Genomic DNA, 25,585 nt, shown 5'->3' with positions numbered 1-25,585 from the left:
TCAACTCCCTGAATAAAGCAGTATCTTTGAAGCAATGATTTCAGCAGAGAAAATAATATTAGGCATTGACCCCGGAACAACGGTTATGGGATTCGGATTAATTTCGGTAAAGAAAGGAAAAATGGAAATGGTTTCTATTCACGAATTACTTTTAAAGAAATACCCGAATCACGAAACAAAGCTTAAATATATTTTTGAGAAAACACTGGCTCTTATCGATGAATTTCATCCCGATGAGGTCGCTTTAGAGGCTCCATTTTATGGAAAGAATGTTCAGAGTATGTTAAAATTGGGGCGCGCTCAAGGTGTTGCGATGGCAGCAAGTCTCTACAGAAATATTCCCATTACTGAATACTCACCGAAAAAAATAAAAATGGCAATTACCGGAAACGGAAATGCCAGCAAAGAGCAGGTTGCAGGAATGCTTCAGAATCTTCTGAAATTAAAGGAATTCCCTACCAAATATCTTGATGCTTCTGATGGTTTAGCAGTCGCGGTATGTCATCATTTTAATTCCGGCACCATTACAGATACTAAATCTTATACAGGGTGGGAAAGTTTTTTAAAGCAAAATCCGGATCGTCTGAAATAAATATTATTTGGTTTTATATTCTGCAGGAGTAATGGTAAAATCTGCTGTTGGTTTTCCATTTTTATCAGAATAAGAATAGTGTAAAGTCACATCATTATTTCTGAACTCTTCCATGTCTGCAGAAGTTTTCACCGCTCTGACTGCTTCTTCTTTTGCCTGGCTTTTAAATGTTTCAATTTCTTCAGGAGTTACACTTTCTTTGACATCGTCTGTTAAAGTATAATGATATTTAAAAACCTTATTAGGCAAAGCTGAAACACTGTCAAGACGAACCCCATCGTTGAGAGTTTGCGGGGTAAGTTTATTCATATTTGCTGCTACTTCTTTCAGTTCTTCATCAATCGTCTTCTCATTTTTACATGAAGTCAAAACAAATGCTATACATATTAATGAAAGCCCTATTGTATTTTTCATAACTACTTTTTTATGGATTGGTTATTTAAAGATAAGACTATTTTTATAAATTGATTTTCATTTACTTTTTAAAATCGTTCATACACATCTTCGATCTCTCTGACTTTACCCTCCAAAATTTCGTTGTAAATAAGAGAAAGCTTACTTTCAGAGATCATTTTATAAGATTCCTTTCTTTTTAAATCAAGATCAAGATAAGAGAAAAAACCTTCATTTATTGAAACAGAAATTTTACCTGAATTACTTTTAACATCACAATTTTTACCATCCACGTAGTTTTTAGTTAGAAAAAAATCAGCATTTTCTTTTACAAAACTCAGAGAGTATTTCTTTTCACAGTCATGAAGAGGATAAGATTTTTTGATATTTCCGTCCCAGTAATTTCGTTCAATAAGCACCCAGTTCCCAAGAAGATATTTTTTAGGATCGGAACTTTGCTCTATATTTTTCTTATCTAGATTCAGGTTCTTATTTTGAGACTGGCAGTTTACCAATACTAAGCAATACATCAGTAAATAAATAATTCTTTTCATTTCTATATAAAAAAAGAAGCTCTTATTCAGAGCTTCTTTTATATTTTAAATTAGTTATTGATAAACTTTTTTGAGCCTCCTTTGTCATTATTAGAATAATTAACAATATAAGCTCCTTTTGGAAGTTCCTGACTAATCTGAATTTCGTTAGTCTTCGAATTTCCTCTCTGAATCAGTTTTCCACTCATATCAAAAAGCTGATAGTCTCCAAAAATTTCGTTTCTGCTTCCAACAAGCTTTAATTTATTTTCAGTTTTCACATATACAATTTTAGTATCAGCATTATCTTTTACTTCAGAAGTTCCTAAAACATCCAATACTCTTACAGCATAATCTTCCATCTGGCCATATTGTAATTGTGCACATGCTCCAAAATCAGGTAGATCAGTCCAGTCATAGGTAGCAGCATCTACAGCAACTCTCATTCTTAAATAAGTATTTTTTACTGCTGAAGCAGGAGCCGTAATATTATTAGTAAGAGTAACTGAAGTTGATGCACTCACAGGGTTTGTAGAAACATTATTAACAACTAATTCAGTTGTTTCAAAAGTCCCGTTATTATTATAATCTATCCAAACTTTTGTTCTGAATTTATTTGCTTGGCTAAATCCATTCATATAGCTTATTTTAAGCGGAGTACTCGTTGACGTAGAAATATCCGTAAAATAAGATGGTCTGATACATGTTGCATTAGCATAATCAACATAATAAACCGGTGACACTTCGTCAGAATCGTAACCACCGCTAATACTATTAATAGATCCCATAACAACTCTGTAAGGCCCAATCGCAAAATTATTGTTTGTCGGGTGAAGCGTTCCTGCCGGATTACATTGTGCAGCAATTACACTCACAGGAGAGGTCACTGTAACTGAAGGATCTGTTGCTCCTAATGAGTTAAGCAGATTTTTTCTATATTCCATCATCATCAATACTGCTCTGTCTCTTTGTCCGTCAGTGAATTTTCTTTCAACATTCGTATAATTCATAATGTTGTATTGCGTTCCGTCAAAATTCACACCGGTACAAGGATCAATGCTTGTATTACTTGGAACAGCTACTCCATACATACTTCTTGAAGGTGAAGTATCACAAACACGATCTCCATCTGTAGCACAGTTAGTATTTGTTGGGCACGTAGTCTGGCTAGTATATGAAACTCCTTGGAATGTATGGTATAATCCAAATGCGTGTCCTAATTCATGAGTAAGTGTTGTGTCGTTTTGGTTTTTAATCGTAGCTACTTTCATGAAACTTTCATAATCAAAGTCGTATGAGTCAGGAAAGTTGGCATAGCCCATCAATCCATAAGACAATTGTTGCTGCCCATCAAATCCAATTACTACATAGATGTTAAAATAAGAGTTTTCCGGCCAATGTGGTGCAATCTGAGTTTTAATTAAATAATCATCTGCTCCGTTAGAACTTTGCATTGCAACTCCATACGAATCATAACCAGTCAATGTACTTCCGTTATATCTTACAATTCCGGTTGTAGGTGTACAGGTTGGAGATCTTTTCGCTAATACAAGCTTAAAAGGAATTACAGCTCCTCCTGTAGGCCCTGAACCTTCAGCATAAAACCCATTTCCGAATGTTGTAGCATACATGCTGTTAGCTCTACCAATCCAGTCTATAATTTCCTGATCTGTAAGGTGTAAATTTGAATTTGCTGCAGCATTTGATTCAATAACGTGTACTACAACAGGAATTTCATATACCTGACCTGTATAAAGCCCATTCCATGAAGTATTTGCCCCTACTCTATTCAAATAGGATTGGACATTTAAACCTGCAAATTTAGCATCTGCTTCTTCCCTGTTCTTTTCCAAATTTGGATATTTGGAATTCATTTTCCTCATTACTTCGTCAAAACCACAATACCTTGATGTGTTTTGAGAAAATGCATTAATAAAGGATATTAACGCAAAAATTACACTTATTTTCTTCATATTATAATACTTAAGTAATATTTTCGGCAAAACTATCATTAATTTTTAAATCCTTCTGTATAATTTTAAGTTAAATTTCACAAATCCTTAACATATCCTTAAATTGAAATTTAATCCGCTGATAAATAAGAGAATAAATAATATTAAACACATACTTGGTAAAACATAATACTATCTTTAACATTGGTATGATTTTTAGTATTACTTTTGTATAAATTTTCAACTATGAAAAAAACACAATCAATTATAAATCAAACTGATTATAAGATTAATTGGTTTCAAAAATTCCTTATGGTCTGCTCTGGAGGAAACATTCATATTTTAAGAAAAACACCCAGCGAATGGAATAAGTTTGCTGGAATTGGTGGAATTGTCCTTTTTACGGCAGTTTTTGCGACATTATCAGCTGGCTATGCAATGTTTACTGTATTTGACAATATCTGGACAGCCATCGGATTTGGAATTTTATGGGGCTTAATGATCTTTAATTTAGACCGTTACATTGTTTCATCTATAAAGAAAACAGGAACATGGTGGAATCAAATCTTAATGGCAATTCCGCGTCTTGTACTGGCAACTTTTTTAGGGATTATCATTTCGAAACCATTAGAGCTTAAAATTTTTGAAAAAGAGGTCAATAAACAACTGAATACCATTATTCAAAGAAATAAGAAACAGCTTCAGGGAGAAATGAACGGACGTATTCTGCAACAAAGCGGACCTTTTGAAACTGAGAAAAAACAAATCTCTGAAAAGATTGTCCAATACCAAAAATCTTATGATTCTGCTTCTGTAGAGCTTGAAAAAGAAATACTCGGCACCAAAACAGGTCTTACCAGTGGAAAAGTAGGTTTTGGAAGTAATGCAAAACGTAAACAGGAATTAAAAGAACAAAGAAAACAAGATTTGGAAAATTATCAAAAACAGGTGGCTCCGAGGTTGGAATATCTTGACAAGGAAATTTCAAAAGTTTATACCAATCTTGAAACTGAAAGAAAATCTACTGAGACCTTTGAAGATAAATTTAATGGTTTTGCCGCAAGGTTACAGGCATTGGATGAATTGGGGAAAAATTCGGCAATAATAGGTTTAGCTGCGAGTTTTATTATGGGACTTTTTATCTGTCTTGAAATTTCACCGGTCTTGGTAAAACTTATTTCTCATATCGGTCCTTATGATCATCTTCTTGAAAAAACGGAAAATGATTTCCGATTGTATGCTAAAGAAAAAATAGAAAAAGGAAACGCTGCAACTGATTTTAGGATTGATGATTTTAAGGACAAATTTAGAAAAAAAGAATAACCCTAGTTAATTAATCTTAGATAGTATATTGTAATGCATTTCAAATAAAAATGTCTCCAATAACTGGAGACATTTTCTGTTTTATATTAAGTTATAATTATTTAATAATCAACTTAGATGATTTACTGTTTTTACCATTTGAAATCTGGATCATATACACCCCTTTTTCAAGCTGTTGATTGATTTTGTAAAGATCTTTTCCTTCTCCTATTACAGAAGGATTAGAAATTAATCTTCCTGACATGTCTAAGATAGAAACTTTTAGATCCTTTCCATCTTTAGCTTTAATAAATACTTTATCTCCACTTGCAACCGGATTCGGGTAAATTACTAAATCATCATTATCTACCTTAGTTTCACTTGTCCCCAAATTTGTTACCAACGTTACAGAATAGTCTTCTACTTGCCCATATCCTAACTGTCCACAAGGAGAATAAGAACTAGGACTATTCATATCAGTTAAAACTCTCATACGAAGAGGAGTATTCATTACAGCTGTAGATGGAGGAGTAAAGTTGGCCGTGAAAGTTCCAAATCCGCCTGCACCTGCTGCTACATTATTCCCCGATGCAACCAGCTCAGAAGTTTCAAATGTTCCGTTATTATTATAGTCAATCCAAACTCTAATAGATTGATCTGCGGTAGTAGCTTTTAAAAACTCTACTGTTATAGCCTGCTGTTGATTTACAACTAAAGAAGTATGTGCATTAGCCAAACAACCATTTAAAGTATAGTCTACATAATAAGTTGCATGGGCTTGCCAATATCCTGGTGATTCATTATTAATTTCACCTAATTTAACAGCAGTAGGACCCGCTAAGAAATTTCCCGGGTTGGCTATTCCTGTAGGATTACAAGTCGCTGCAATTGGAACAATTGATGGAGCAGGTGTGGCTGGTAAAGGTGTGGCTGCTTTTGAAGTTGTTAAGCTGCTTCTAAATATCATAAAATAATTGTCTATACTCTCACCTTGCCCTACCGTAAATTTTTGAGCAACGGAATTAGAGTAATTCATCATATTATATTGAACCCCTTGATAATTAGTACCAGTACATGGATTAATTGCAGAGTTGCTTGGTACAGGCCAAAGTAGATACCCACTACCTGCCCTTTCAGTGTCACATACTCCATCATCATCATCTTCGCATACTCCAGTAGTTGGTGGACAATAATCCGCATCTCCCGGAGAGGCAGCATAATTCCCATCTTGGAAAGTATGATACAATCCCATTGCATGTCCAAATTCATGAGCGAACGTAGTATCATGAGCATTTGTAACAACTCCAGATTTCATGAAAGATTCATAGTTTGTATCAAGATTATTAGGAAACGCTGCAAATCCCATCAATCCTGAATTAGGAGAAGTACTACCATCAAATGTACTGATGACATAAATATTAAAATAGGAAGCCTCTGGCCAATGTGGGGCTAAAGTTTTAATAGCTGTTCTACTGGCTCCATTAGTTGTTTGATATGCCATCCCAGAAGCATTATAACCACTCAAACCACCTCCATCATATCTAACAATACCATTAGTTGATGCACAGTTTGGCGTTCTTTTAGCTAGCACTAATCTGATTGGAAAAACAGCAGATTGACCAAAGTCTGCCGGCACACCACTTGTAGGCCAAGCATAAGTACCTGCATACATTTGATTTGCATGTTCTATCCAAGCCTGAATATCGGCATCAGATTTATTGTAAGTCGTTCCAACTGCAGCACCAGTAGGATAAATAACATGTACTACAACAGGAATTTCATAAACACCATTAACTAATTTAGCAGATGTTACAGAAGGATTATTTGCCTTCTCCTCTTTAATTTTTTTAACAATTTTTTCAAATGCTTGCCGCATTCCAGGATTTTGTCTATCCTGTAAGGCTAGTTCTTCATCAAAACCACAAATTTTATGTTGCTGTTGAGCCGTTAGTGATAACGAAAACAACGCAAAACCATAAAGTAATGTTTTCTTCATTTCTTTTATTTTTAAGGTCCCCCAATTTACAAATTAATATTTATACACTGCTTGCTATTCAATATTTTATGTACTTTTTTCTAAAAACATCTTAATATCTGAAGAAATAGTACATAAATAAAAAAGCTGCTCAGTGATAAAACTGAACAACTTTTTTATTGTATATTAAAGTTTGTATTACTACAAAGAATAATTCGGAGCTTCCTGAGTAATAATCACATCGTGAGGATGAGATTCTTTCAATCCGCTGCCTGTAATCATTACCATTTTAGTGTCTTTTTGTAAAGCTTCAACATCTTTTGCTCCACAATATCCCATTCCGGCTCTAAGTCCACCGGTCAATTGGAAAATAACATCTTCCAGTTTTCCTTTACTAGGAACTCGACCTTCAATTCCTTCCGGAACGAATTTTTTAGCTTCACTTTGGAAATATCTTTCTTTACCTCCTCTCTTCATTGCAGAAAGACTTCCCATACCTTGGTACGTTTTGAATTTTCTGCCTTGGAAGATGATTTCTTCACCTGGTGCTTCGTCTGTTCCTGCTAATAATGATCCTAACATTACCGCTCCAGCTCCACTTGCGATAGCTTTTACGATATCTCCTGAAAGCTTAATCCCTCCATCAGCAATTACTGCAACATTTTTAGTTTTAGCATATTCATAAACGTTATAAATAGCAGATAACTGAGGAACTCCAACACCTGCAACAACTCTTGTAGTACAGATAGAACCAGGTCCAACTCCTACTTTAAGAACATTTGCTCCAGCTTTGATTAAATCTTCTGCAGCTTCAGCTGTTACGATATTTCCACCAACGATATCCAAATCCGGATATGCTTTTCTGATTTCTGAAATTTTATCTAAAACTCCTTTTGAGTGACCATGCGCAGAATCAATACCGATAATATCTACACCAGCCTGAACCAAAGCAGCAATTCTATCTAAGGTATCTTCTCCAACTCCAACTCCGGCACCAACGATTAAACGACCATTTTGATCTTTGTTAGCGTTTGGATATTCTAATTGATTATCAATATCTTTAATAGTAATCAATCCTACCAATTTGTTGTTAGCATCTACAATCGGAAGCTTTTCAACTCTGTTTTTAAGAAGGATTTCTTTTGCTTTTTCCAGGTTTGTATTTTTATCAGAAGTGATCAGATTATTTTTTGTCATGATCTCTTCAACCTTCATATCAAGGTTTTCCTGATATTTTACATCTCTGTTTGTAATAATCCCGATTAATGTATTTTCGGCATCTACTACAGGAAGACCAGAGATTTTATATTTAGCCATTGTTTCTTTAGCCTGAGCCAAAGTATGATCTTTTGAAAGGGTAACAGGATCAGAGATCATTCCGTTTTCAGAACGCTTTACTCTGTTTACTTGTGCAGCCTGCTCCGCAATCGTCATATTTTTGTGAATGAAACCCAGTCCACCAACTCTTGCCAAAGCAATTGCCAAATCGGCCTCTGTAACGGTATCCATTGCAGCAGAAACGATAGGAACATTCAGCGTAATTTTGTCGGTAAGTCTTGATTTTAATGAAACCTGATTAGGTAAAACTTCAGAATAAGAAGGAACTAGAAGCACGTCATCGAAAGTGATGGCTGTCTCTACAATTTTGTTATGAATAGACATCTTTACTTTCTTGCAAAATTAAGACATTTTGGCGAGATACGAAAATCGATTTTAATAGTTTACATAAAATTTAATAATCAATAACTTAAATCAAAAAACCGCACTCAATTGAGAAACGGTTTGGTTGTACAAAATAATAAGTATATGAATATGTCTTGTTTATTTATCCATTGCTGAAGCAATCATTTTAGAAATATCGGCTGCCGTAAAACTTCCCTTTACATCCACAAAAACCAATTCTTTATCAGAATTTACGGTGATGAGCATATTTTTGATGACATCATCTTTTTGTTTTACACGAATGTTTACATTATCCCCATCATGTTTTATAGTAGCCCAGTCTTCATAATTATTGTTATTCAAGTAATTCGTAAAATCTTTCAGCATCGTTCTGTCACCATTTTCTACAGTCAGCACTTTGATTTTTGAGACTTTTTTTACCAGTTTAATAATATCTTCATTATCCTGCCCGTCTTCTCTCAATGCTTTTTTAATTGCTGGTTTTGCAAGAAACATAGGCACATTAATGCTGGTAAATCTCGCTCCTTTAAAATCGTTCCCTGAATCTGAAAAGTACATCATATTTCCCTTTCCGGAAGAAACAATACAAGACTGCATCAGAAACATCGTACAAACGATCAGAAAAATGTTCTTTATTATTTTCATGGCGATTGGGTTTTACATTTTAATTAATAGGTTTTAAAGCTCCTCCCGACATTTTACTTACATTAGAAGTGATCTCCGGATTTCCTTTATATTTAATCATCCCTCCCGAAGATGCTTTTGCTTTTAATTTGTTTGATGCATTCACAGAAAGATTAGATCCCGATGAAGATTCTGCATCTACCATATTGGCCTTTAAATCTTCTGCCTTACAAAGCGCTCCACTGCTGATATCAAAACTTGCCATTTCAGCCTGTCCGTCAAAAGATGTATTCGAACCACTTGATCCTTTAAATGCAAAGTTTTTAGAGTTAATATTAATTTTTATATCTGATCCGGAAGTTGCTTCCACTGTTGTACTGTTGGAAATATTGAATTTACCCTTTACCATAGAACCTGAAGAAGCGTCGATCATCATATTATTTTCTTTCACAGCATTCACCGTTGTAAAGGTTGATCCGGAAGAAGTCTTTATATTATCCATTCTTGGAGAAGAAACATTTACACTGATATTCTTGAACTTCAGATTTTTCTGTCCTTTATTATCCACATATACCTTTAATACCCCATTTTCTACTTTGGTAACAATATACTGCAGCTTATCTGCATCAGCAATTACCTTAATATTCGCTGGACTTTCCTGTTTGAAAACTACATTCACTCCGGTACTTACCTGAATTCCTGAAAACTCACCAACATTTCTGGATTCACCACTTAAATAAGAAGAGGTATTATCTGAAATAAAAGTATTTCTTGTATTGGTAACAGGATTGATTTTTGTTTCCGTTGAGCTGATAATTTTATTAATATCATCCATCGAAAGTTTCCCATCTAGTTTTACCAGAATATTTTCCTGACCGCCACTGTCAATGCTCAACAGTAAATCATCCAGAATTCCATTTTTTTCTTCGGCTGAAAGGAATTTTATTTTGGCCCCCCCACTGTTCATGGTCATGATTTCGTTGTAATTCAGATTGGCCAAATAAGAAGAAATATCTTTGCTGATCTGTGATAACTTTTGTCCTTTTGCAGAACCTGCATCCTGAGATTTTTCTGCAATGAATACTTTCAGTCCATCAATTTTTGCCAATAAGGGTTTAATTTGATCCAATTCAGCATCCCCAAGATCTAAGTTGTTCAGCATTCCGAACATTGGTTTTGCGATTTTTATAGAGGTCACCCCTTCCACTTCCTGGTATTTATCAAAAAGCTGGTCGAGTTTATCTTTTTGCCCGTACACATTGAAGAAATGTGAAAAAGCGAGTGCGAATATTAGGATTATTTTTTTCATGAGTCAATTTTTATTTTCAAATGATTAGAGCCTGATCAGGAGCATCATCTTTAAGGTTAATTAATAATCGTCATCAACGACTTTAGGTTGTACTAACTTTTCACTGACGTTATTTGCAAATATTTGAAATGAATATTTAGTCACATTAATGGCTTCTTCTACATTTTCAATTCTTTTTCCGTTCACGATCACGTAAGAATCTTTGTACCCTGTAGAATCTGAAGCTTTTTTATTTTTATAAGAGGAATTGTACACATATTTCAGGCTTCTTTCCTTTTTTAGCCTTCCTCTTTTTGGAAGAATTTCATCTAAAACATCTTTCTCAGCCACTGTCTTTTCCTGAAAAATCGAATCCTGCTTAGCACCGGAAATCGAATCATTCGGATGATTCACGGCAACCTGAGCCTGATGATCATTATTTTCTTCGATGAAATTATTTTTCTGTTGCTTGATCTGGCTTTCTACCAGATGAGCCTGATCTTCTATTGTTGAATTCTGATACTGATTAAATATAAAACCAATTCCTAAAAGCAGCGCAACACTTGCCGCCATCCAAAACCATTTCGGGAAAGAAGGTTTACCTTTTCCGATCGGAACAATCGGAGCTTCTTCATTGTTTTCTGCCTCATCTTCATTTCCTTCTGCTTTTTTCAGGAAATCTTCAAAACTCCAGTCCATTTTTTCTTCCTTTATTTCATGGAAGATTTCGTCGTATTTATTTTGAAATTTGTCGTTGCTCATAGCTCATCAGTTGTGAGATTTGTTCTTTTACTTTTTGTCTAGCGCGCATCAGATTTACTCTTACTGCGTTTTCTTCCATTTCCATCATTTCAGCAATTTCTGAAATTTCATACTCTTCTACATCTTTGAAATGGATTACCATCTTTTGTTTTTCCGGAAGCTGATTGATAAACCCTATAATATGCTCTTTCAGATTATTCACTTCCATACTGTAAAGTTCTGAGCGGTGAAGCTGCATATCTGCAAATCCTAACTTTACATCGTGGTGCTTCAGTCGGTTCAGGCATTCATTCCGGACGGCTTTTAAAGCATAGGATTTCAAATTCCCGAATTGCCCAAGCTCATCTTTTTTCTGCCAAAACCTGATCATTACATCCTGCACCACATCTTCCGCTTCATCACTGCTCATAACGAACCTTTTCGCAAAGCGATACATCTCATCTTTGAGAATGAACACCGTATCCTTAAAGGTTTGTTGGGTCATAAGTTTTGTTTCTATAAGTAAGACAATTAAAAATGAAATCTTATTACATCAAAAACAAAAAAACTTCAAAAAAAATTGAAGTTTTCTTTATTAATCGCATTAATACGTATCAAAAATATGCTTAAAAATAGCCTTATCATCATCCGTTAAAGGCACTTTTCTTCTTGCCATCACTTTTTCCGCCACTTCATAAGCTTTATCCAGTTTAAATCTTTCATCATCTTTGAAACCACCCCATGAGAAGTTTTCAATTAAGTTCGGAGGAAAACCTTCTTTGAAAATATTTGAGGCTACTCCAATCACCGTCCCTGTATTTAGCTGGGTATTGATGGCTGTTTTAGAATGGTCACCCATAATTAAACCTGCAAATTGTAATCCTGTATCTTCGAAAGCCTTTGTTCTGTAATTCCAAAGCTTTACATGACCGTAATTATTCTTAAGATTCGAAGAATTGGTATCTGCACCTAAATTACACCATTCTCCGATCACAGAATTCCCCACGAAACCATCATGCCCTTTATTAGAATATCCAAAAATGATAATATTACTCACTTCTCCCCCTACTTTAGAATGAGGGCCAACCGTAGTGGCTCCGTAAATTTTTGCCCCCAAATTAAACTTTGATTCTTCACAAAGCGCAATCGGGCCACGAAGATTGCAGCCTTCCATTACCTCCGCATTTTTCCCGATGTAGATTTTGCCTGTTTTTGTATTTAAAGTAGAAAACTCTACTGCTGCACCTTCTTCAATGAACAGGTCTTTTTTATCTCCTAAAAACCCATTGGTAGAAGAAAGCTCTTGCGATGTTTTTCCTTGGGTAAGCAATTCAAAGTCGAAATCGATCGCTTTATTATTATAGGTAAAAAGATCGGTAGGCTTTTTAAAGAAAACAAGCTCTTCTTTTATATCGGTCATTTTCTCGATCTGATGCAGAGAAAAATCTTTCATGTTGATTCTTGCGGCGATCAGTTCATCTTCATACACCAATGCTTCTCCTTGCTGTAATTCTTTAATTTGCTGAATTACACTTTGAGTTGGCAAAAAATTGGTCACCAGAAAAAGACTCTCTTTTTTTTCAGGTTCTCTGAATTTCTGCTGAAGATAAGCCTCCGTAAAATAAGAGATTTCTGTATTTTCTAACATTTTCTGCCATCTTTCAGAAAAAGTCAGGATTCCGCATCGCATTTCTGCAACAGGACGTGTAAAGGTAAGCGGAAGGAAATCTTCCCAATATTGTGCATCTGAAAATACTAATTGCATTTTTATTGAAGTTAGAAGTTAAAGGCTAGAAGTTAAAAGTGGAAAAACCGGAAGCTTTTGAAATGATTTATTTAAAATGACGTCTGATTCTCTGTTTTTGATTTCTAGTTCCAACAAAATTACAAATAAAAAAAGTCTTCCGGAAACCGAAAGACTTTTAAATATTTTGATAGCAAAAAATTACTTAGCGAATTTTTTGTATTTGTTCATGAACTTATCAACTCTACCTGCAGTGTCAACCAATTTAGTTTTTCCTGTGTAGAAAGGGTGAGAAGTTGAAGAGATTTCCATTTTGATTAGAGGGTACTCTTGTCCTTCAAACTCAATAGTATCTTTTGTTTCTGCAGTTGATTTGCAAAGAAATACTTCGTCGTTACTCATATCTTTGAAAACAACGAGTCTATAATTTTCTGGGTGGATTCCGTTTTTCATAATACAATTTTTAAAAAAATTAAAGTTCTGCTTTCGAAATAGTAATGGATATTTCTCTGCTAAATTTTAGGTTGCAAAAATACAATATTTTTTATAATATACAAATACTCACTCAATAATTTTTTAGGAATAAGAAATTTCAAGTATTTTCGTTACATTTGAAGTTTAATAAACTTTAATTTCGATGAAATTCAAATTATTACTTGCTTTTTCTTTTTGGGCGCTGCTTCTGGCGGTATCTTGTAATAAAGATGATATTACATTTGACGAACCGACCCAACCCTTAAGTTTTTCGAGAGATACGGTGTTTTGTGACACGGCGTATCATCAGGTTCGTTCAGAAACTTATGTAGTAAAAGTATATAATAATGAAAATAAAGATGTTCTTATCCCAAGAATCAATCTGGAAAAGGGAGCTGCTTCTTTGTATAAAATAAATGTGGACGGAAAGGCAGGATATGATTTCAAGGATGTTCCTTTGAGAAAGAAAGACAGCCTTTATATTTTTGTAGAAATTGCTCCGGAAGCTACAGGTCCTGAAGCGATTGCCGAAGACAAAGTTCTTTTCTCAAGTGGTGCAGGACAGCAGCATGTTACGTTATTTTCTGTAGTACAGGATGCTGAGTTCTTTATAAAAACACCGACAAACCCCAATGAAATTGATGTCAATACAACCTGGAGTAATAATAAGGCCAAAATTATCTATGGAGATCTTACCATTAATCCGGGGATAAAACTGAATATACAACCAGGAACGAAAGTATACTTCCACTCCAACAGCGGGATGAAAGTTTCTAATGCAGCTACCTTAAATATCAATGGAGCATTAAATAATGAAGTCGTTCTGAGAGGAGACAGAAATGATACTTATTATGATACAATTCCTAACAACTGGAACTCTATCAGAATGGAAGCCAATTCTATTCTAAACATGACTCATGCAAGATTATTCGGAGGGAAAAGAGGTTTAGATATGAAAAAAGCGACTGCTACGATCAATAACTCATTTATTCAGACTTTTCAGGACTATGGAATTTATGCTTTAACTTCTACTGTGAATGCCACCAATCTAGTAATGAACAATTGTGGTTTATCATGTATATGGATTTATGGAGGTGGTAATCATAGTTACACTCATGCTACGATTGCCAATTACTCAAAAACATTAGGTTCTTACAGCAGAGAAGGGATTTTCGCGACCAACGAATGGAAAGATGATTCAGGGCAGGTACAGCAAGCGGCTTTGCAACAATTAAGCATAAAGAATAGTATTGTCTATTCAGATAAAGATAATTCAGTACATGTTGAGCCTACTTTAGGGCAGCAATTTGAGTTTTTAGTTCAAAACTCTTTAGTAAAATATTCAAATATCTCAGAATCAGGCTATGATTTTGGGAATACTGCACATATCGTTCAAAGCTATAAAAATGAGGACCCTCAATTCATCAACTATTTTACAGCAAAACAAAATCTAAGGGTAAAAGCGACTTCTCCTGCAAGAAATAAAGGTGTACTTATCTCTTCAGCTTCTACAGATATCGTAGGAAATACACGAAGTGCTACTCCAACTTTAGGAGCTTATGAATAATTTTTTGTAAGCTTTATTAAAACAACAGATCACAATGGAAATTACAAATCTGCAACAGCAGGTCGATGAGTGGATAAAGACAATTGGCGTTCGTTATTTCAATGAGCTGACCAATATGGCAATGCTAACGGAGGAAGTAGGCGAAGTAGCAAGAATCATTGCCAGAAGATATGGTGAACAGAGTGAAAAGGAAAGTGACAAAAGCAAAGATCTTGGCGAAGAACTGGCAGACGTTCTATTTGTAACCTTATGTTTAGCCAATCAGACAGGGGTGAATCTACAAGACGCTTTTGATAAGAAAATGAAAATAAAAACTGATCGCGACAAAGACCGTCATCAGAATAATGAAAAACTTAAATAATGATGAATTAATTTAAACTCATCATCTTATATTTAATGCAGAAATAAATAATGAAGCTAGAACAATCAAAATTAATAGGCAATCAAACCATACAAATCAGCGGTTCGAAAAGTATTTCGAATCGTTTGTTGATTTTAGAAAGTTTGTTTAAAAATATACAAATCGGTAATTTATCTAATTCTCAGGACACTCAATTGCTGAAAAAAGCATTGTCTGAAAACACAGAAACCGTAGATATTCATCACGCTGGAACAGCAATGCGTTTTCTTACATCTTATTATTCTATAGCAGAAGGAAAAACCACTGTTCTTACCGGTTCCGGAAGAATGAAAGAACGTCCGATCAAAAATCTGGTAACCGCTTTACAGAATTTAGGGGTTGAAATTGAATACTTGGAAAATGAAGGATTTCCTCCCTTGAAAATTAATGGAAGAAAAATCACCGAAACAAAAGTAGATGTTCCAGCCAATATTTCAAGCCAGTTCATCACCTCTCTCCTGCTGATTGCCGGAAAACTGGAAAAAGGACTGGAAATAAATCTTGTAGGTGAAGTTACTTCAAGATCCTATATCGAAATGACTTTAGACATTCTGAAAAAATTCGGAATTCAGGCAAGTTTTGCTGGAAACTTAATTAAAGTTGAACCATTTAATGAAAACAATCAATCCTCCGTTGTCAATTATGAAGTAGAAAGTGACTGGAGCTCGGCTTCTTATTTCTACTCTTTTGCAGCTTTGGCGAGAGAAACGATTCATCTGAAAAGCTTTTACAAAGAATCCACTCAGGGAGATTCTGCCATTGCAAAAATTTATGAAGAGTTTTTCGGAATACAGACTATTTTCATAGAAGCAGAACATAAGATTACACTTCAGCCGGATCCCAATTTTCAATTCCCGGAAAAAATTGTTCTGGACATGAACAACTGTCCGGATATTGCTCAAACTCTTTGCGTCACTGCAGCCGCTCTGAAAATTCCTTTTGAAATTTCAGGTCTGGGAACTTTAAGAGTAAAAGAAACCGACAGATTGCTGGCTTTATATAATGAATTGCAAAAACTGGGAACTGAAACAGAGATCACAGATGCTACCATACAATCCATCCGTTTCAGCGATCCTCAGGAAAATATTTCTATCAAAACGTATCAGGATCACAGAATGGCGATGAGTTTTGCACCGTTTTGCCTGATTAAAGAATTAAATATTGAAGATGAAGATGTGGTGGAAAAATCGTATCCGATGTTCTGGGCAGATTTATCTATGATTTTAAATAAAGAGTAAATGAAACTTTTCCTTTCTTTTTTCTCCTTACTTATTTTTACTATGTTTCAATCTCAGGAGCTGAAGGATTTTGTCATTCCCAAAGGATATGAAAAAGTGCTGGAAGTAAAAGGTAATCTGGATAAGGATGGAAAAGAAGAAATAGTTATCGTTTATAATACTCCTGATAAAATTGAAAATCAAGGATATAAAAGGAAATTTTATATTTTAAAAAACAGTGAGGGAAATTTAAAAATCTGGAAAGAAAATTCAGCAATCCTTAATTCAAGCGGAGCAGGTTTTTATCCTGAAGACAATAAGTTGGAAATCCAGATAAAAAATAATTGTCTTGTAATTTCCCAATCATTGTATTCCAATTCAAGACATACAGATACGAGCAAATATACTTTCCGTTTTCAAAACGGAGACTTTTATCTCATAGGATCTTTCAACAAATTTGAAGACACCTGTGAATTCAGTTTTACAAATGATGTAAATTTCTCTACGGGAAAAGCTATTGTTGATGAAACGTATTCTGACTGTGACGGAGATGAAAACAGAAAAATTCCACAAGATTATCACAAAGAATTTATTCATAAATTCGACACACTTATAAAAATGAACGATTTCAGGGTGGGTGAAAACAAATTCAGCATTCCTAATTCAAAAAAATATTTTACTTACTAATGTCAAAAACTATTATCATCACGGGAACGTCATCAGGAATCGGTTTCGTGTTAGCAGAATATTTCGGAAAGAAAGGCCATAAAGTGTATGGTTTGAGCAGAAAGCATACCGAAAGCCAGTATTTCACCTCTATTCCAACGGATGTTACAGATAATGATGCCGTGCAAAACGCTATTGCACAGGTAGTAACAAAAGAAACGAGAATCGATGTTCTGATCAACAATGCCGGAATGGGAATGGTAGGTGCTGTAGAAGATTCTTCAAAAGAAGATATTTTGAAACTGTTCAACCTGAACTTAGTCGGAGCCGTTCAGATGATGAGTGCCGTAATGCCTAAAATGCGTGAAAATAAATTCGGACAGATCATCAATATTTCCAGTATCGGAAGTGAAATGGGATTGCCTTTCCGCGGATTTTACTCTGCTTCGAAATCTGCTTTGGATAAAGTGACGGAAGCCATGAGATATGAAGTCTACCCATGGAACGTTAATGTTTGCTCTCTTCATTTAGGAGATATCAAAACCAATATTGCAGAGAACCGTGTGAGAACAAAAGTTTCTGAACCTTATAAAAATGTCTTCGATAAAGTTTATGCTTTGATGAATTCTCATGTAGGAGATGGAACGGAACCTTTGGAAGTCGCAGAATATATCGATGCCCTTTTGAACAAAGACAAATGGAAAGCTCATTATTATTTTGGTAAATTCGGGCAAAAAATAGGAGTTCCTTTAAAATGGATTCTTCCACAGGGAACTTATGAGAATTTAATGAAGAAATATAATAAACTCGCTTAGTTTCAGTTATTCTAACAATTTTAAATTATATTTTTGAACCTTTAAAGTTTATTGATAGGAAGTCTACTTATTATTCTTTATAACTTAAAATCTTAATGGTTTAGAATTTCACAGAAAATTGAGGTCAATTTTACACATATTTTTTGTTCTTCTTTGCGTTTTTACCCAAGCGCAAAAGAAACATTATTGGCTTATAGATTCTGAAACCAATGCTAGAAAAAAAGTAAAAGATTCCACTTCTGCAGTCAAGTTTTTAGATTCTCTGGCTCAGGGAAATTATTTTTTGACTCAACTGAAAGAAGTAAAAGTAAAAGGAGACAGTACCGAAATCTTTTATGATAAAGGGAAGAACTTCAATGAAACATTTATTGATCTTTCTGATTCGTTAGCCATCAAACTAAAATCAAAGAAAGAGTTTTTCACAAAAAATTTGGATTCTACCAAGAAAAGCATCAACAAAGTATATATTGATGAAGGCTACTCTTTCAGCAGGATCAAAGCTAAATATAAAGGGCAGAAAAACGGCTATCCGATTGTCAATCTTGAGATCAATAAAAATGATAAAAGAACAATTGACGGTTTTGTCATGAAAGGGTATGTGAAAGTTCCCAAAAGGTTTATGAAAAATCTTGAGAAAGAATTTAAAGGCAAAACCTATGATGACAAAAACCTGATCGCCATCAACAAAAACTTCCAGAGTCATCCATTTCTCTCTTTGGAACGGCAACCACAAACACTTTTCACAAAAGATTCCACACAGATCTATCTCTTTCTAGAAAAGAAAAAGACAAATACTTTTGATGGAGTGATCGGTTTTGGAAATGATAAAACCGATAAATTCACCTTAAACGGAACCCTGAATGTGAATTTTAAGAATATGTTCAACGGTTTTGAAGCGGTGAATCTGTACTGGCAGAGAAACCCTGATAAAGGGCAGACTTTCGATCTTCAGACAGATATTCCTTATCTTTTTAATTCGAATGTCGGGATGAATATGAAAATCAATATCTTCAGACAGGATTCCACGTATGCGAACGTAAAAATGCTTCCGGCTTTTTACTATCACATGAATAACAGAAATAAAATAGGTCTTCGAGGCACTTTTGAAACATCAAGCATCATTGATACTTTATATGTTCAGGGTAAAGATTATAATAAAAAGGGTCTTGGTATTTGGTATGAAATGACAGAACCTACTGATATTGATCTTTTCCTATACAAAACAAGAATCAATGCAGGATACGACTTTTTGGCGACGACCTATACCAAGGATAACATTAAAGCCAATCAGAACCAATTCTATTTTTTCGGGGAACATAATTATCACATCAACGGAAACCATTTTCTTAATATAAAGGCAGAAGGTGCCATGATGGATTCTAAGGTAGAGTTCTCCGCCAACGAATTGTACCGTTTTGGGGGATGGAACTCCATGCGGGGATTCAATGAAAATTCCCTCGCCGCCGATTTTTATTATTATGGAAGTCTCGAATACCGGTATTTAATAGGAAGTCAGGCTTTCTTTGATGCTTTCGGGCAGTACGGCCAGCTCAACAATAAATCTTTAAATGTGAAACCTAAGCTCTACAGTGTAGGTTTCGGGTTCAATTTCTTTATTCCGATCGGTCTTATGAGCTTCCAGCTCTCCAATGGTAATGAGTTTGGAAATCCGTTTAAGTTTAATGATATCAAAATCCACTGGGGAATCCTGAGTAGATTTTAAAATATTTCGTTAATTGTAAAATTCAGTTTTGTTTTTATTGCAGAAAATTATTTTATCTGTAAAAATTAAAGGGAAATAGAACAATCATAATTCGTAGCAATATTCCTAAAATATTGCAAAATTTATAATAAAATAATATTTCACTGTTGTTTTATTAATTTTTCTTATCTTCACTTCAGAAAACAAACTAAAAACAATGAAACAATCAAATCATGCATTATTAGCATTATCTTTTGCTTTTGTGGCAATTTCTGCTAATGTAAAAGCACAATCAGACACAAACCAGAGTACGCACGACATTACGGTAAGTATACCGGAAGTAGCATTGGTTGACATAGAACCAACTGCAAGTAAAAACCTGACCATGGGCTTTACCGCTCCTACAGAAGCAGGTTTACCTATAGTTCCGGCCAGTACTAATAATACTCTTTGGCTTAATTATTCTTCTATTAAATCTGTTGCAGATGTAACCCGTACTATTTCTGTAAAATTAGGTGCAGTAATTCAAGGTGTAGACATTAAAGTAACAGCTGCAGCTGCAACCGGAGCAGGAGGAGGTTTATTAGGAACCCCAGCTTCTCAATTGACATTAACCGCTACACCCCAAACTATAATTTCAGGAATCGGAAGTGCATATACCGGTGACGGAGCAAGTAATGGTCACAATTTGTCTTATTCAGTAGTTTCGGCAACTGGTGTTAATTATCAAGATTTATCTGCTACAGCAACGACTACAGCAACCGTAACATACACTATTTCAGATAATTAATTAAAAACACCATATAAACACTAAGATGAGAAGAATCTATCCTAAGTTTCTTCTTGTTTTACTGTGCCTTTTTATTCTCAAAAATATTCTTAATGATAAAGCGTATTTTATTTTCCCTTGCCTTTATTTTACAGTTCGCATCACTGCAGGCAGGCATTGTTGTACTTAATGGTCTCACCCATATGTACAAAGTGGAGAACGGACAGATGTATAAAGGAAAGGTTACTTTACAGAATACAGGAAATGCTCCTCAAAATGTAAAAATTTTCCTGCAGGACTTCAGCTATAAGGCAGATGGAACCACCTATTATACTGCGCCTCATACTAATGAGCAATCAAATACAAGCTGGATCAAATTAAATACAAATTTGGTAACTCTGAATGCTAAAGAAACAACAGACGTTTCTTTTGAAATTACCGTACCTGATAAAGCTATTCAGTCAGGAAGCTACTGGAGTGTGATCATCGTAGAACCTGTAGAAGATATAAAACCAAGTAATACGACTACGGGAGTGAATATTACATCTATTGTCCGATATGCCATTCAGGTCATTACAAATTACAATACTGAAAATGTAAAACCTTCTCTTAAGTTTGAAAGTGTAAAAGTAGAAAAAGCAGGAAAACAGAAGAGTGTAAAAATAGGAATTGCCAATAACGGAAATGTATATTGTAAACCTGTTGCCAATCTTGAAATCTACAATCGCAGAACAGGAGAAAAAGTCGGCACATTTTCCAGTTTACAGATGGGACTGCTTCCCAATACCTCGAAATCATTCGATATAGATATCAGTAAGATTCTTCCTGATAAGTACAACGCTGTGATTATAGCAACCGATGAAGATGAAAATGCTTTTGCTCTTAATGTGGAATTAGAAGTTAAAAATGATTAGGAAATGGATCCTATATATCATCCTGTTATTCCCGACACTGATTTTTTCTCAACAACAATCTCACGAAATTGTTATTAAAAAAGATAGTTTACGACCGGGAGCCCCTACCTCTGTTTCTTTTAAAATAGAGAATACATCTTCCGGAAGTAAAACTTACCTCTTAGAGGTTGAAACTTCATCCTCTTTTATCAGTTCTATTCTTACAAAAGACGAAATTACTCTTTCTGCATTTGAAACCAGAATTCATATTGTTCCTTTGAGAGTTGCCGCGGAGACTTCTGCCGGGAACTATGAAATTTCTTTACACATTTCTGAAAAAGACTCTGAAAATAAAATTACAGAAAAAACAGAAATCATTATTGCCGAGCGCCGGAATCTTTCCATTAGTCTTTTAGAATCTCCGGAGTATGTAAAAGCCGGGCAGGTCATCAAAGCTTCATTTATTCTAAAAAATACAGGAAATACAAAAGAATATCTGGCCATGGAAAGCAGCAATTCATTGATAAGTCAGGTCAATACTCTGATCCTTCCACCGGGAGCTAATAAAGTAATTACAGTCATTAAAAATACAGATCCCAATTTAGGTAAGAATGATTATCAAAATTTAAATCTTACCGCCCGCTCAACCGTTCATCCTGATCAGGCGGTCACGGCCTATAGCAGTGTAAAAATTATTTCAACAAAACCTGTTGAAGAAGATATTTATTACCGTCTTCCCGTTTCAGCGTCGCTTTCTTTTATCGGAAACCGAAACAGAGGGGTTTACCAGGATGGTTTTCAGGGAGAAATTTATGGTAAAGGAAGCGTGACTAATAAAAATACCAGTCAAATAGAATTTCATGCCGCCACTAAAAATCCGATTGAGTTCAATGCTTTTACTCCATACGAAGAATATTTTATCAATTATAAAGATGCTAATCTGTTTGTACACCTTGGTGATAAAACGTACTCAGCTTCTTATCTGACAGAATTCGCACGATACGGACGAGGAGCTGAAGTTCGGTATGATTTAAAAAAATTCAGTATTGGTGGTTTCTACAACCGTCCAAGATTTTTCAGAGATATCAAGGAAGAGTTTAATATTTATTCGAAACTTAAAATAAAAAGGGAATCCGAAATTACGGTCGGTTATCTTTATAAAACTCCTCTTTCTGAAAAAAATATCTATACATCTGCTAATACTTTATTTAATTCCAATACTCATTTGCCTTATGTAGCAGGAAAGTTTCAACTTCTTAAAAATCTTGATGCTTCCGGGGAGATCACCTACAGTAAAACTGATGAAACGCAAGGAATTGCTTATATGCTTCAAACTCATGCTAATTTTAACAAAGTTAGCGGAAGCCTAATGTATTTAAAAGCCAGTCCTGAATTTGCCGGGTACTTTTCCAATACGAGTACTTTTAACGGGAATATACAATATAAACCTTTAAAAAAGGTTACTCTTTTTGCCAACTTTATAGAAGATGCTAAAAATTATCAAAGGGATACTTTGTTATTGGCTGCTCCTTACAGACGTTATTTACAATATGGTGCCCAATACAATTATATAAAAACAGGCTTCATCATGGTCAATAGCGGCTATCAAAAATATCAGGATCGTCTTATGCCAAGACAGTTTGATTATGATGAAAAATTTTTCAGAGTAAGCGTCAATCAGAAAATAGGAGAATTTAATATTAACCTTGAAGGACAGTTTGGTAATACCAACAATTTTCTGACCGGGTTTTCGGGAAATTCAACCTTCTATACAGCCAACATAGGCTTTGAAAAATTTAGAACTTCGTTTAACCTGTTTGGAAGTTATGCGATAACCTCCAGATATCAGCTGCAAAACCAAAAGCAAACTTATATCGGAGCACGAGTGATTAGCAGACTGTCAGATAAAACAAATTTCAGCCTATTCTATCAGAATAATTATATGCCTGAAGATTATTTTAGAGATAGAAATCTTTTTGAAGCTCTATTCCATCATCAGCTTTTCAGAAATCATGAGATAGATCTCTCCGGTCGTTATAATTTTCAGCGTGGGGATCTTTCCAACAAAGACTTTATAGTTTCTTTACGTTATACTCTCAGGATGAATGTTCCTGTACAAAAGATTGCAGAATACACAACTTTATCCGGAAACATCAGCAATCTCGGAGTAAAAAAAGTAGACGGAATACGATTAATTATGGGAAATCATATCACGATTACGGATAGAGCAGGAAACTATGTATTTAAAAATGTTCCTCCCGGAGATTATTTTCTTGAAATAGATAAATCCACTACCCAGTTGAATGATATACCTTATTCAAATTTCCCGGCAACTTTGCATCTTATTCATAAAGAAAATATTTACAATTTCGGATTGACTACTGCTGCCAATATTCAAGGGAGCATACTGTTCAACGAAAATGAAGAAAAAGGTCAGTATGTTTTTGCCCATTATCAGCCTAAAAATGAAAGCAAAAAAAATAATAGTGTCATCGTAGAGGCTACCAATGGCGAGCAAACCTACCGCAAGATCTGTATAATAGGAGAACCATTTGACTTTACTTATTTACGACCAGGAAATTGGACTGTGAAAGTATATCGAAATGGTCTTGATAAAAGGTACAAAATATCAACAGACCAATTGCAGTTCGTTTTAAAACCTTCTGAAACCAAAAATATCGTCTTTACTATTGTAAAACAACAGACAGAAATTAAATATCAACAGGAAGGTATAAAAGTAGGATACAACGAAATAAAAAAATAAAAATGACGCCCTATACTAAAATATTATTTTCTTTACTTATTCTTACGTTCTGCGCTGGTAATACTTTTGCACAGACATACACCGTCAGCTTTACCTTACCACAAGTTGCATTAATGGATATTGAGCAGGCAACCAGCATTCCCCTTAATTTTACAAAGCCTACTGAAGCAGGGAATCGTCTTGCAAATCCTGCCAACAATACAACCAAATGGTTGAACTATACTTCGGCGGTGGCTTCCGGTGGTACACGAAGCATAACAGCTTCCATTAATCAGCCCATTCCGGGTGTTGATGTAAAATTACAGGCAGCGGCTGCTTCTGGTAGTGGAGCAGGTACATTAGGAACCCCATCTTCACAGGTCACTCTTTCTACCACACCAACCACGATCATCAGTGGAATAGGAGGATCCTATACCGGAAACGGTGTCGGTAATGGCCATCAACTTACTCTTTCTCTAGTACCCAATACCTACACTAATCTTAATACCTCCAATAATACAGTTACCGTTACTTACACTATTACTGATAGTGGAGTTTCTCCTTCTGCAAATATCCCTGTGAATGTTGCAGGGAGCACTTCTGCAATTACTATCTCCCCTATCACTGAAGCAGGAAACGATTATATAGGAAGTCCATATACGACTAATAATCCTATTAGCCCAATTACATTAGGTACTTATACGATTCCTCGTAGTGTTCTATTGGGCCTTACTCTCTTGGAAGCAGGCAGTATTGTTTCTCAAGTCAAAATGAATTATACCCCTACGATATGGAATAATTCTCTTCATCTGTATGCAAATAGAAATGGAGGCACAGGTACAATCTCGGGTGTATGTATAGGGTGCAATGCTTATTTCAATAACGGTGCTAATTACCCGGAAATACTTCAGACAGATTCCGTTTTTTTTGATATGATGTTTTCTGGGACATTAGGATTACTAGTAACCCAAGTATCTTATTCTAGTATTCCAATCTCCATCCGTCTTGGTGGAGTTTCGGCAACTGTTCCTGCAGCTACTTATACTGCTCAGATAAACTTTCACCAATAGGCAACTATTTATAAAATATCGTGCTTAAAAGAGCGCTGAATAATTTACCTCAATTTTATTTATATGAAGTGTAAAAATCTAATTTCTATATTACTTTAAAATAAAAGATGAATATTTACCTCGTTACTTCCTAAAAATAAAAAAGGTTTTGTCCATTTCTTTACGAGACTTTTCTGTTTTTTTGTGTTTGTTTCTAGATTTGTTTTAGGGTATATTGCTTTTGCTTTTCTCGTTTTCCTCCTCTAAGATTTATCTTGTTTTGGATTTGTTTCTAGATTTGTGTTTGTTTTGCTTTTGATTGTGTTTTTGGGTATAAACAAAAAAAAGTCTCATAGAACTTAATCTATGAGACTTTAAAATAAAAACTGGCGGCGACCTACTCTCCCGCTTTCGCAGTACCATCGGCGCTGGTGGGCTTAACTTCTGTGTTCGGAATGGGAAC

The 25,585-nt window shown here is 34.9% G+C and carries 23 protein-coding genes and 1 rRNA gene; 12 read left to right on the top strand and 12 right to left on the bottom strand.

What is annotated here, in order from left to right; all coding sequences use genetic code 11:
- The first annotated feature begins 37 nt into the window (after positions 1-37).
- Positions 38-592: a crossover junction endodeoxyribonuclease RuvC gene (gene ruvC, locus JI747_RS18965; RefSeq protein ID WP_225690802.1), complete on the top strand. Its 555-nt coding sequence runs from the start codon at positions 38-40 to the stop codon at positions 590-592.
- A 3-nt stretch (positions 593-595) separates the two neighbouring features.
- On the opposite strand, the gene JI747_RS18960 is transcribed toward ruvC, so the two are convergent.
- The 3 genes from JI747_RS18960 to JI747_RS18950 all read right to left on the bottom strand — a co-directional run bounded on the left by JI747_RS18960 (position 596) and on the right by JI747_RS18950 (position 3,491).
- Positions 596-1,006 (bottom strand): hypothetical protein, encoded by a 411-nt coding sequence (locus tag JI747_RS18960; RefSeq protein ID WP_225690436.1) that lies wholly within the window; start codon positions 1,004-1,006, stop codon positions 596-598.
- Positions 1,007-1,074: 68 nt separating this feature from the next.
- A complete protein-coding gene (locus JI747_RS18955) occupies positions 1,075-1,539 on the bottom strand; it encodes a lipocalin family protein (protein ID WP_225690435.1) in 465 nt (154 codons plus the stop codon).
- A gap of 50 nt (positions 1,540-1,589) precedes the next feature.
- On the bottom strand, positions 1,590-3,491 hold the full coding sequence (locus JI747_RS18950) for a zinc-dependent metalloprotease (protein WP_225690434.1): 1,902 nt from the start codon (positions 3,489-3,491) through the stop codon (positions 1,590-1,592).
- 225 nt (positions 3,492-3,716) lie between these two features.
- Between JI747_RS18950 and JI747_RS18945 the strand changes: the two genes are divergently transcribed.
- Positions 3,717-4,793 (top strand): DUF4407 domain-containing protein, encoded by a 1,077-nt coding sequence (locus tag JI747_RS18945; protein WP_225690433.1) that lies wholly within the window; start codon positions 3,717-3,719, stop codon positions 4,791-4,793.
- 97 nt (positions 4,794-4,890) lie between these two features.
- Here JI747_RS18945 and JI747_RS18940 read toward each other — a convergent pair whose 3' ends face one another.
- From JI747_RS18940 to JI747_RS18905, 8 genes are all read right to left on the bottom strand, one after another.
- Positions 4,891-6,768, bottom strand: a complete 1,878-nt coding sequence (locus JI747_RS18940) for a zinc-dependent metalloprotease (RefSeq protein ID WP_225690432.1) — start codon at positions 6,766-6,768, stop codon at positions 4,891-4,893.
- Between the two features lie 180 nt (positions 6,769-6,948).
- Positions 6,949-8,409, bottom strand: a complete 1,461-nt coding sequence (gene guaB / locus JI747_RS18935) for an IMP dehydrogenase (protein ID WP_225690431.1) — start codon at positions 8,407-8,409, stop codon at positions 6,949-6,951.
- A gap of 159 nt (positions 8,410-8,568) precedes the next feature.
- Positions 8,569-9,075: a DUF4252 domain-containing protein gene (locus JI747_RS18930; RefSeq protein ID WP_225690430.1), complete on the bottom strand. Its 507-nt coding sequence runs from the start codon at positions 9,073-9,075 to the stop codon at positions 8,569-8,571.
- A gap of 19 nt (positions 9,076-9,094) precedes the next feature.
- Positions 9,095-10,363, bottom strand: coding sequence for a DUF4252 domain-containing protein (locus JI747_RS18925; RefSeq protein WP_225690429.1), 1,269 nt, complete (start codon positions 10,361-10,363; stop codon positions 9,095-9,097).
- A 60-nt stretch (positions 10,364-10,423) separates the two neighbouring features.
- A complete protein-coding gene (locus tag JI747_RS18920) occupies positions 10,424-11,104 on the bottom strand; it encodes a hypothetical protein (protein WP_225690428.1) in 681 nt (226 codons plus the stop codon).
- Positions 11,079-11,588, bottom strand: a complete 510-nt coding sequence (locus JI747_RS18915; RefSeq protein ID WP_225690427.1) for an RNA polymerase sigma factor — start codon at positions 11,586-11,588, stop codon at positions 11,079-11,081. The genes JI747_RS18920 and JI747_RS18915 overlap by 26 nt, the downstream gene beginning before the upstream one ends.
- 99 nt (positions 11,589-11,687) lie before the next feature.
- Positions 11,688-12,848 carry a GlmU family protein gene (locus JI747_RS18910; RefSeq protein ID WP_225690426.1) on the bottom strand — a complete coding sequence of 387 codons (1,161 nt, stop codon included), beginning with the start codon at positions 12,846-12,848 and terminating at the stop codon, positions 11,688-11,690.
- Between the two features lie 180 nt (positions 12,849-13,028).
- A complete protein-coding gene (locus tag JI747_RS18905; RefSeq protein ID WP_039364933.1) occupies positions 13,029-13,280 on the bottom strand; it encodes a type B 50S ribosomal protein L31 in 252 nt (83 codons plus the stop codon).
- A gap of 184 nt (positions 13,281-13,464) precedes the next feature.
- Here JI747_RS18905 and JI747_RS18900 point away from each other — a divergent pair, with 184 nt between their 5' ends.
- The 10 genes from JI747_RS18900 to JI747_RS18855 all read left to right on the top strand — a co-directional run bounded on the left by JI747_RS18900 (position 13,465) and on the right by JI747_RS18855 (position 25,143).
- Positions 13,465-14,868 carry a hypothetical protein gene (locus JI747_RS18900; RefSeq protein ID WP_225690425.1) on the top strand — a complete coding sequence of 468 codons (1,404 nt, stop codon included), beginning with the start codon at positions 13,465-13,467 and terminating at the stop codon, positions 14,866-14,868.
- A 34-nt stretch (positions 14,869-14,902) separates the two neighbouring features.
- The gene (locus JI747_RS18895; protein ID WP_225690424.1) at positions 14,903-15,229 is read left to right on the top strand and encodes a nucleotide pyrophosphohydrolase; all 327 of its coding nucleotides are present in this window, start codon (positions 14,903-14,905) and stop codon (positions 15,227-15,229) included.
- Between the two features lie 50 nt (positions 15,230-15,279).
- Positions 15,280-16,506 carry a 3-phosphoshikimate 1-carboxyvinyltransferase gene (locus JI747_RS18890; protein WP_225690423.1) on the top strand — a complete coding sequence of 409 codons (1,227 nt, stop codon included), beginning with the start codon at positions 15,280-15,282 and terminating at the stop codon, positions 16,504-16,506.
- A complete protein-coding gene (locus JI747_RS18885; RefSeq protein ID WP_225690422.1) occupies positions 16,507-17,172 on the top strand; it encodes a hypothetical protein in 666 nt (221 codons plus the stop codon).
- Positions 17,172-17,966 (top strand): SDR family oxidoreductase, encoded by a 795-nt coding sequence (locus JI747_RS18880; protein ID WP_225690421.1) that lies wholly within the window; start codon positions 17,172-17,174, stop codon positions 17,964-17,966. The genes JI747_RS18885 and JI747_RS18880 overlap by 1 nt, the downstream gene beginning before the upstream one ends.
- 118 nt (positions 17,967-18,084) lie before the next feature.
- Positions 18,085-19,689 carry a BamA/TamA family outer membrane protein gene (locus JI747_RS18875; RefSeq protein WP_225690420.1) on the top strand — a complete coding sequence of 535 codons (1,605 nt, stop codon included), beginning with the start codon at positions 18,085-18,087 and terminating at the stop codon, positions 19,687-19,689.
- 196 nt (positions 19,690-19,885) lie between these two features.
- A complete protein-coding gene (locus tag JI747_RS18870) occupies positions 19,886-20,458 on the top strand; it encodes a hypothetical protein (RefSeq protein ID WP_225690419.1) in 573 nt (190 codons plus the stop codon).
- Between the two features lie 92 nt (positions 20,459-20,550).
- Entirely contained in the window at positions 20,551-21,351 is an 801-nt protein-coding gene (locus JI747_RS18865) for a WxL protein host-binding domain-containing protein (RefSeq protein WP_225690418.1), read from the top strand.
- On the top strand, positions 21,344-24,094 hold the full coding sequence (locus JI747_RS18860; protein WP_225690417.1) for a COG1470 family protein: 2,751 nt from the start codon (positions 21,344-21,346) through the stop codon (positions 24,092-24,094). The genes JI747_RS18865 and JI747_RS18860 overlap by 8 nt, the downstream gene beginning before the upstream one ends.
- A gap of 2 nt (positions 24,095-24,096) precedes the next feature.
- Positions 24,097-25,143: a hypothetical protein gene (locus tag JI747_RS18855; protein WP_225690416.1), complete on the top strand. Its 1,047-nt coding sequence runs from the start codon at positions 24,097-24,099 to the stop codon at positions 25,141-25,143.
- 363 nt (positions 25,144-25,506) lie between these two features.
- On the opposite strand, the gene rrf is transcribed toward JI747_RS18855, so the two are convergent.
- Positions 25,507-25,585: ribosomal RNA gene (gene rrf / locus JI747_RS18850) — 5S ribosomal RNA — on the bottom strand; the annotation flags it as partial.

The organism is Chryseobacterium tagetis, from assembly GCF_016735585.2.
Classification (GTDB): domain Bacteria; phylum Bacteroidota; class Bacteroidia; order Flavobacteriales; family Weeksellaceae; genus Chryseobacterium; species Chryseobacterium tagetis.
Note: the sequence above shows the minus strand (reverse complement) of the source record. Positions and strands in the feature narration are given on the sequence as shown.

What these genes read in the sequence shown, in the direction of transcription:
- JI747_RS18960 (WP_225690436.1), bottom strand. Translation starts at nt 1,006, where the DNA reads ATGAAAAATACAATAGGGCTTTCATTAATATGTATAGCATTTGTTTTG.
- JI747_RS18955 (WP_225690435.1), bottom strand. Translation starts at nt 1,539, where the DNA reads ATGAAAAGAATTATTTATTTACTGATGTATTGCTTAGTATTGGTAAAC.
- JI747_RS18950 (WP_225690434.1), bottom strand. Translation starts at nt 3,491, where the DNA reads ATGAAGAAAATAAGTGTAATTTTTGCGTTAATATCCTTTATTAATGCA.
- JI747_RS18945 (WP_225690433.1), top strand. Translation starts at nt 3,717, where the DNA reads ATGAAAAAAACACAATCAATTATAAATCAAACTGATTATAAGATTAAT.
- JI747_RS18940 (WP_225690432.1), bottom strand. Translation starts at nt 6,768, where the DNA reads ATGAAGAAAACATTACTTTATGGTTTTGCGTTGTTTTCGTTATCACTA.
- guaB (WP_225690431.1), bottom strand. Translation starts at nt 8,409, where the DNA reads ATGTCTATTCATAACAAAATTGTAGAGACAGCCATCACTTTCGATGAC.
- JI747_RS18930 (WP_225690430.1), bottom strand. Translation starts at nt 9,075, where the DNA reads ATGAAAATAATAAAGAACATTTTTCTGATCGTTTGTACGATGTTTCTG.
- JI747_RS18925 (WP_225690429.1), bottom strand. Translation starts at nt 10,363, where the DNA reads ATGAAAAAAATAATCCTAATATTCGCACTCGCTTTTTCACATTTCTTC.
- JI747_RS18920 (WP_225690428.1), bottom strand. Translation starts at nt 11,104, where the DNA reads ATGAGCAACGACAAATTTCAAAATAAATACGACGAAATCTTCCATGAA.
- JI747_RS18915 (WP_225690427.1), bottom strand. Translation starts at nt 11,588, where the DNA reads ATGACCCAACAAACCTTTAAGGATACGGTGTTCATTCTCAAAGATGAG.
- JI747_RS18910 (WP_225690426.1), bottom strand. Translation starts at nt 12,848, where the DNA reads ATGCAATTAGTATTTTCAGATGCACAATATTGGGAAGATTTCCTTCCG.
- JI747_RS18905 (WP_039364933.1), bottom strand. Translation starts at nt 13,280, where the DNA reads ATGAAAAACGGAATCCACCCAGAAAATTATAGACTCGTTGTTTTCAAA.
- JI747_RS18900 (WP_225690425.1), top strand. Translation starts at nt 13,465, where the DNA reads ATGAAATTCAAATTATTACTTGCTTTTTCTTTTTGGGCGCTGCTTCTG.
- JI747_RS18895 (WP_225690424.1), top strand. Translation starts at nt 14,903, where the DNA reads ATGGAAATTACAAATCTGCAACAGCAGGTCGATGAGTGGATAAAGACA.
- JI747_RS18890 (WP_225690423.1), top strand. Translation starts at nt 15,280, where the DNA reads ATGAAGCTAGAACAATCAAAATTAATAGGCAATCAAACCATACAAATC.
- JI747_RS18885 (WP_225690422.1), top strand. Translation starts at nt 16,507, where the DNA reads ATGAAACTTTTCCTTTCTTTTTTCTCCTTACTTATTTTTACTATGTTT.
- JI747_RS18880 (WP_225690421.1), top strand. Translation starts at nt 17,172, where the DNA reads ATGTCAAAAACTATTATCATCACGGGAACGTCATCAGGAATCGGTTTC.
- JI747_RS18870 (WP_225690419.1), top strand. Translation starts at nt 19,886, where the DNA reads ATGAAACAATCAAATCATGCATTATTAGCATTATCTTTTGCTTTTGTG.
- JI747_RS18865 (WP_225690418.1), top strand. Translation starts at nt 20,551, where the DNA reads ATGATAAAGCGTATTTTATTTTCCCTTGCCTTTATTTTACAGTTCGCA.
- JI747_RS18860 (WP_225690417.1), top strand. Translation starts at nt 21,344, where the DNA reads ATGATTAGGAAATGGATCCTATATATCATCCTGTTATTCCCGACACTG.
- JI747_RS18855 (WP_225690416.1), top strand. Translation starts at nt 24,097, where the DNA reads ATGACGCCCTATACTAAAATATTATTTTCTTTACTTATTCTTACGTTC.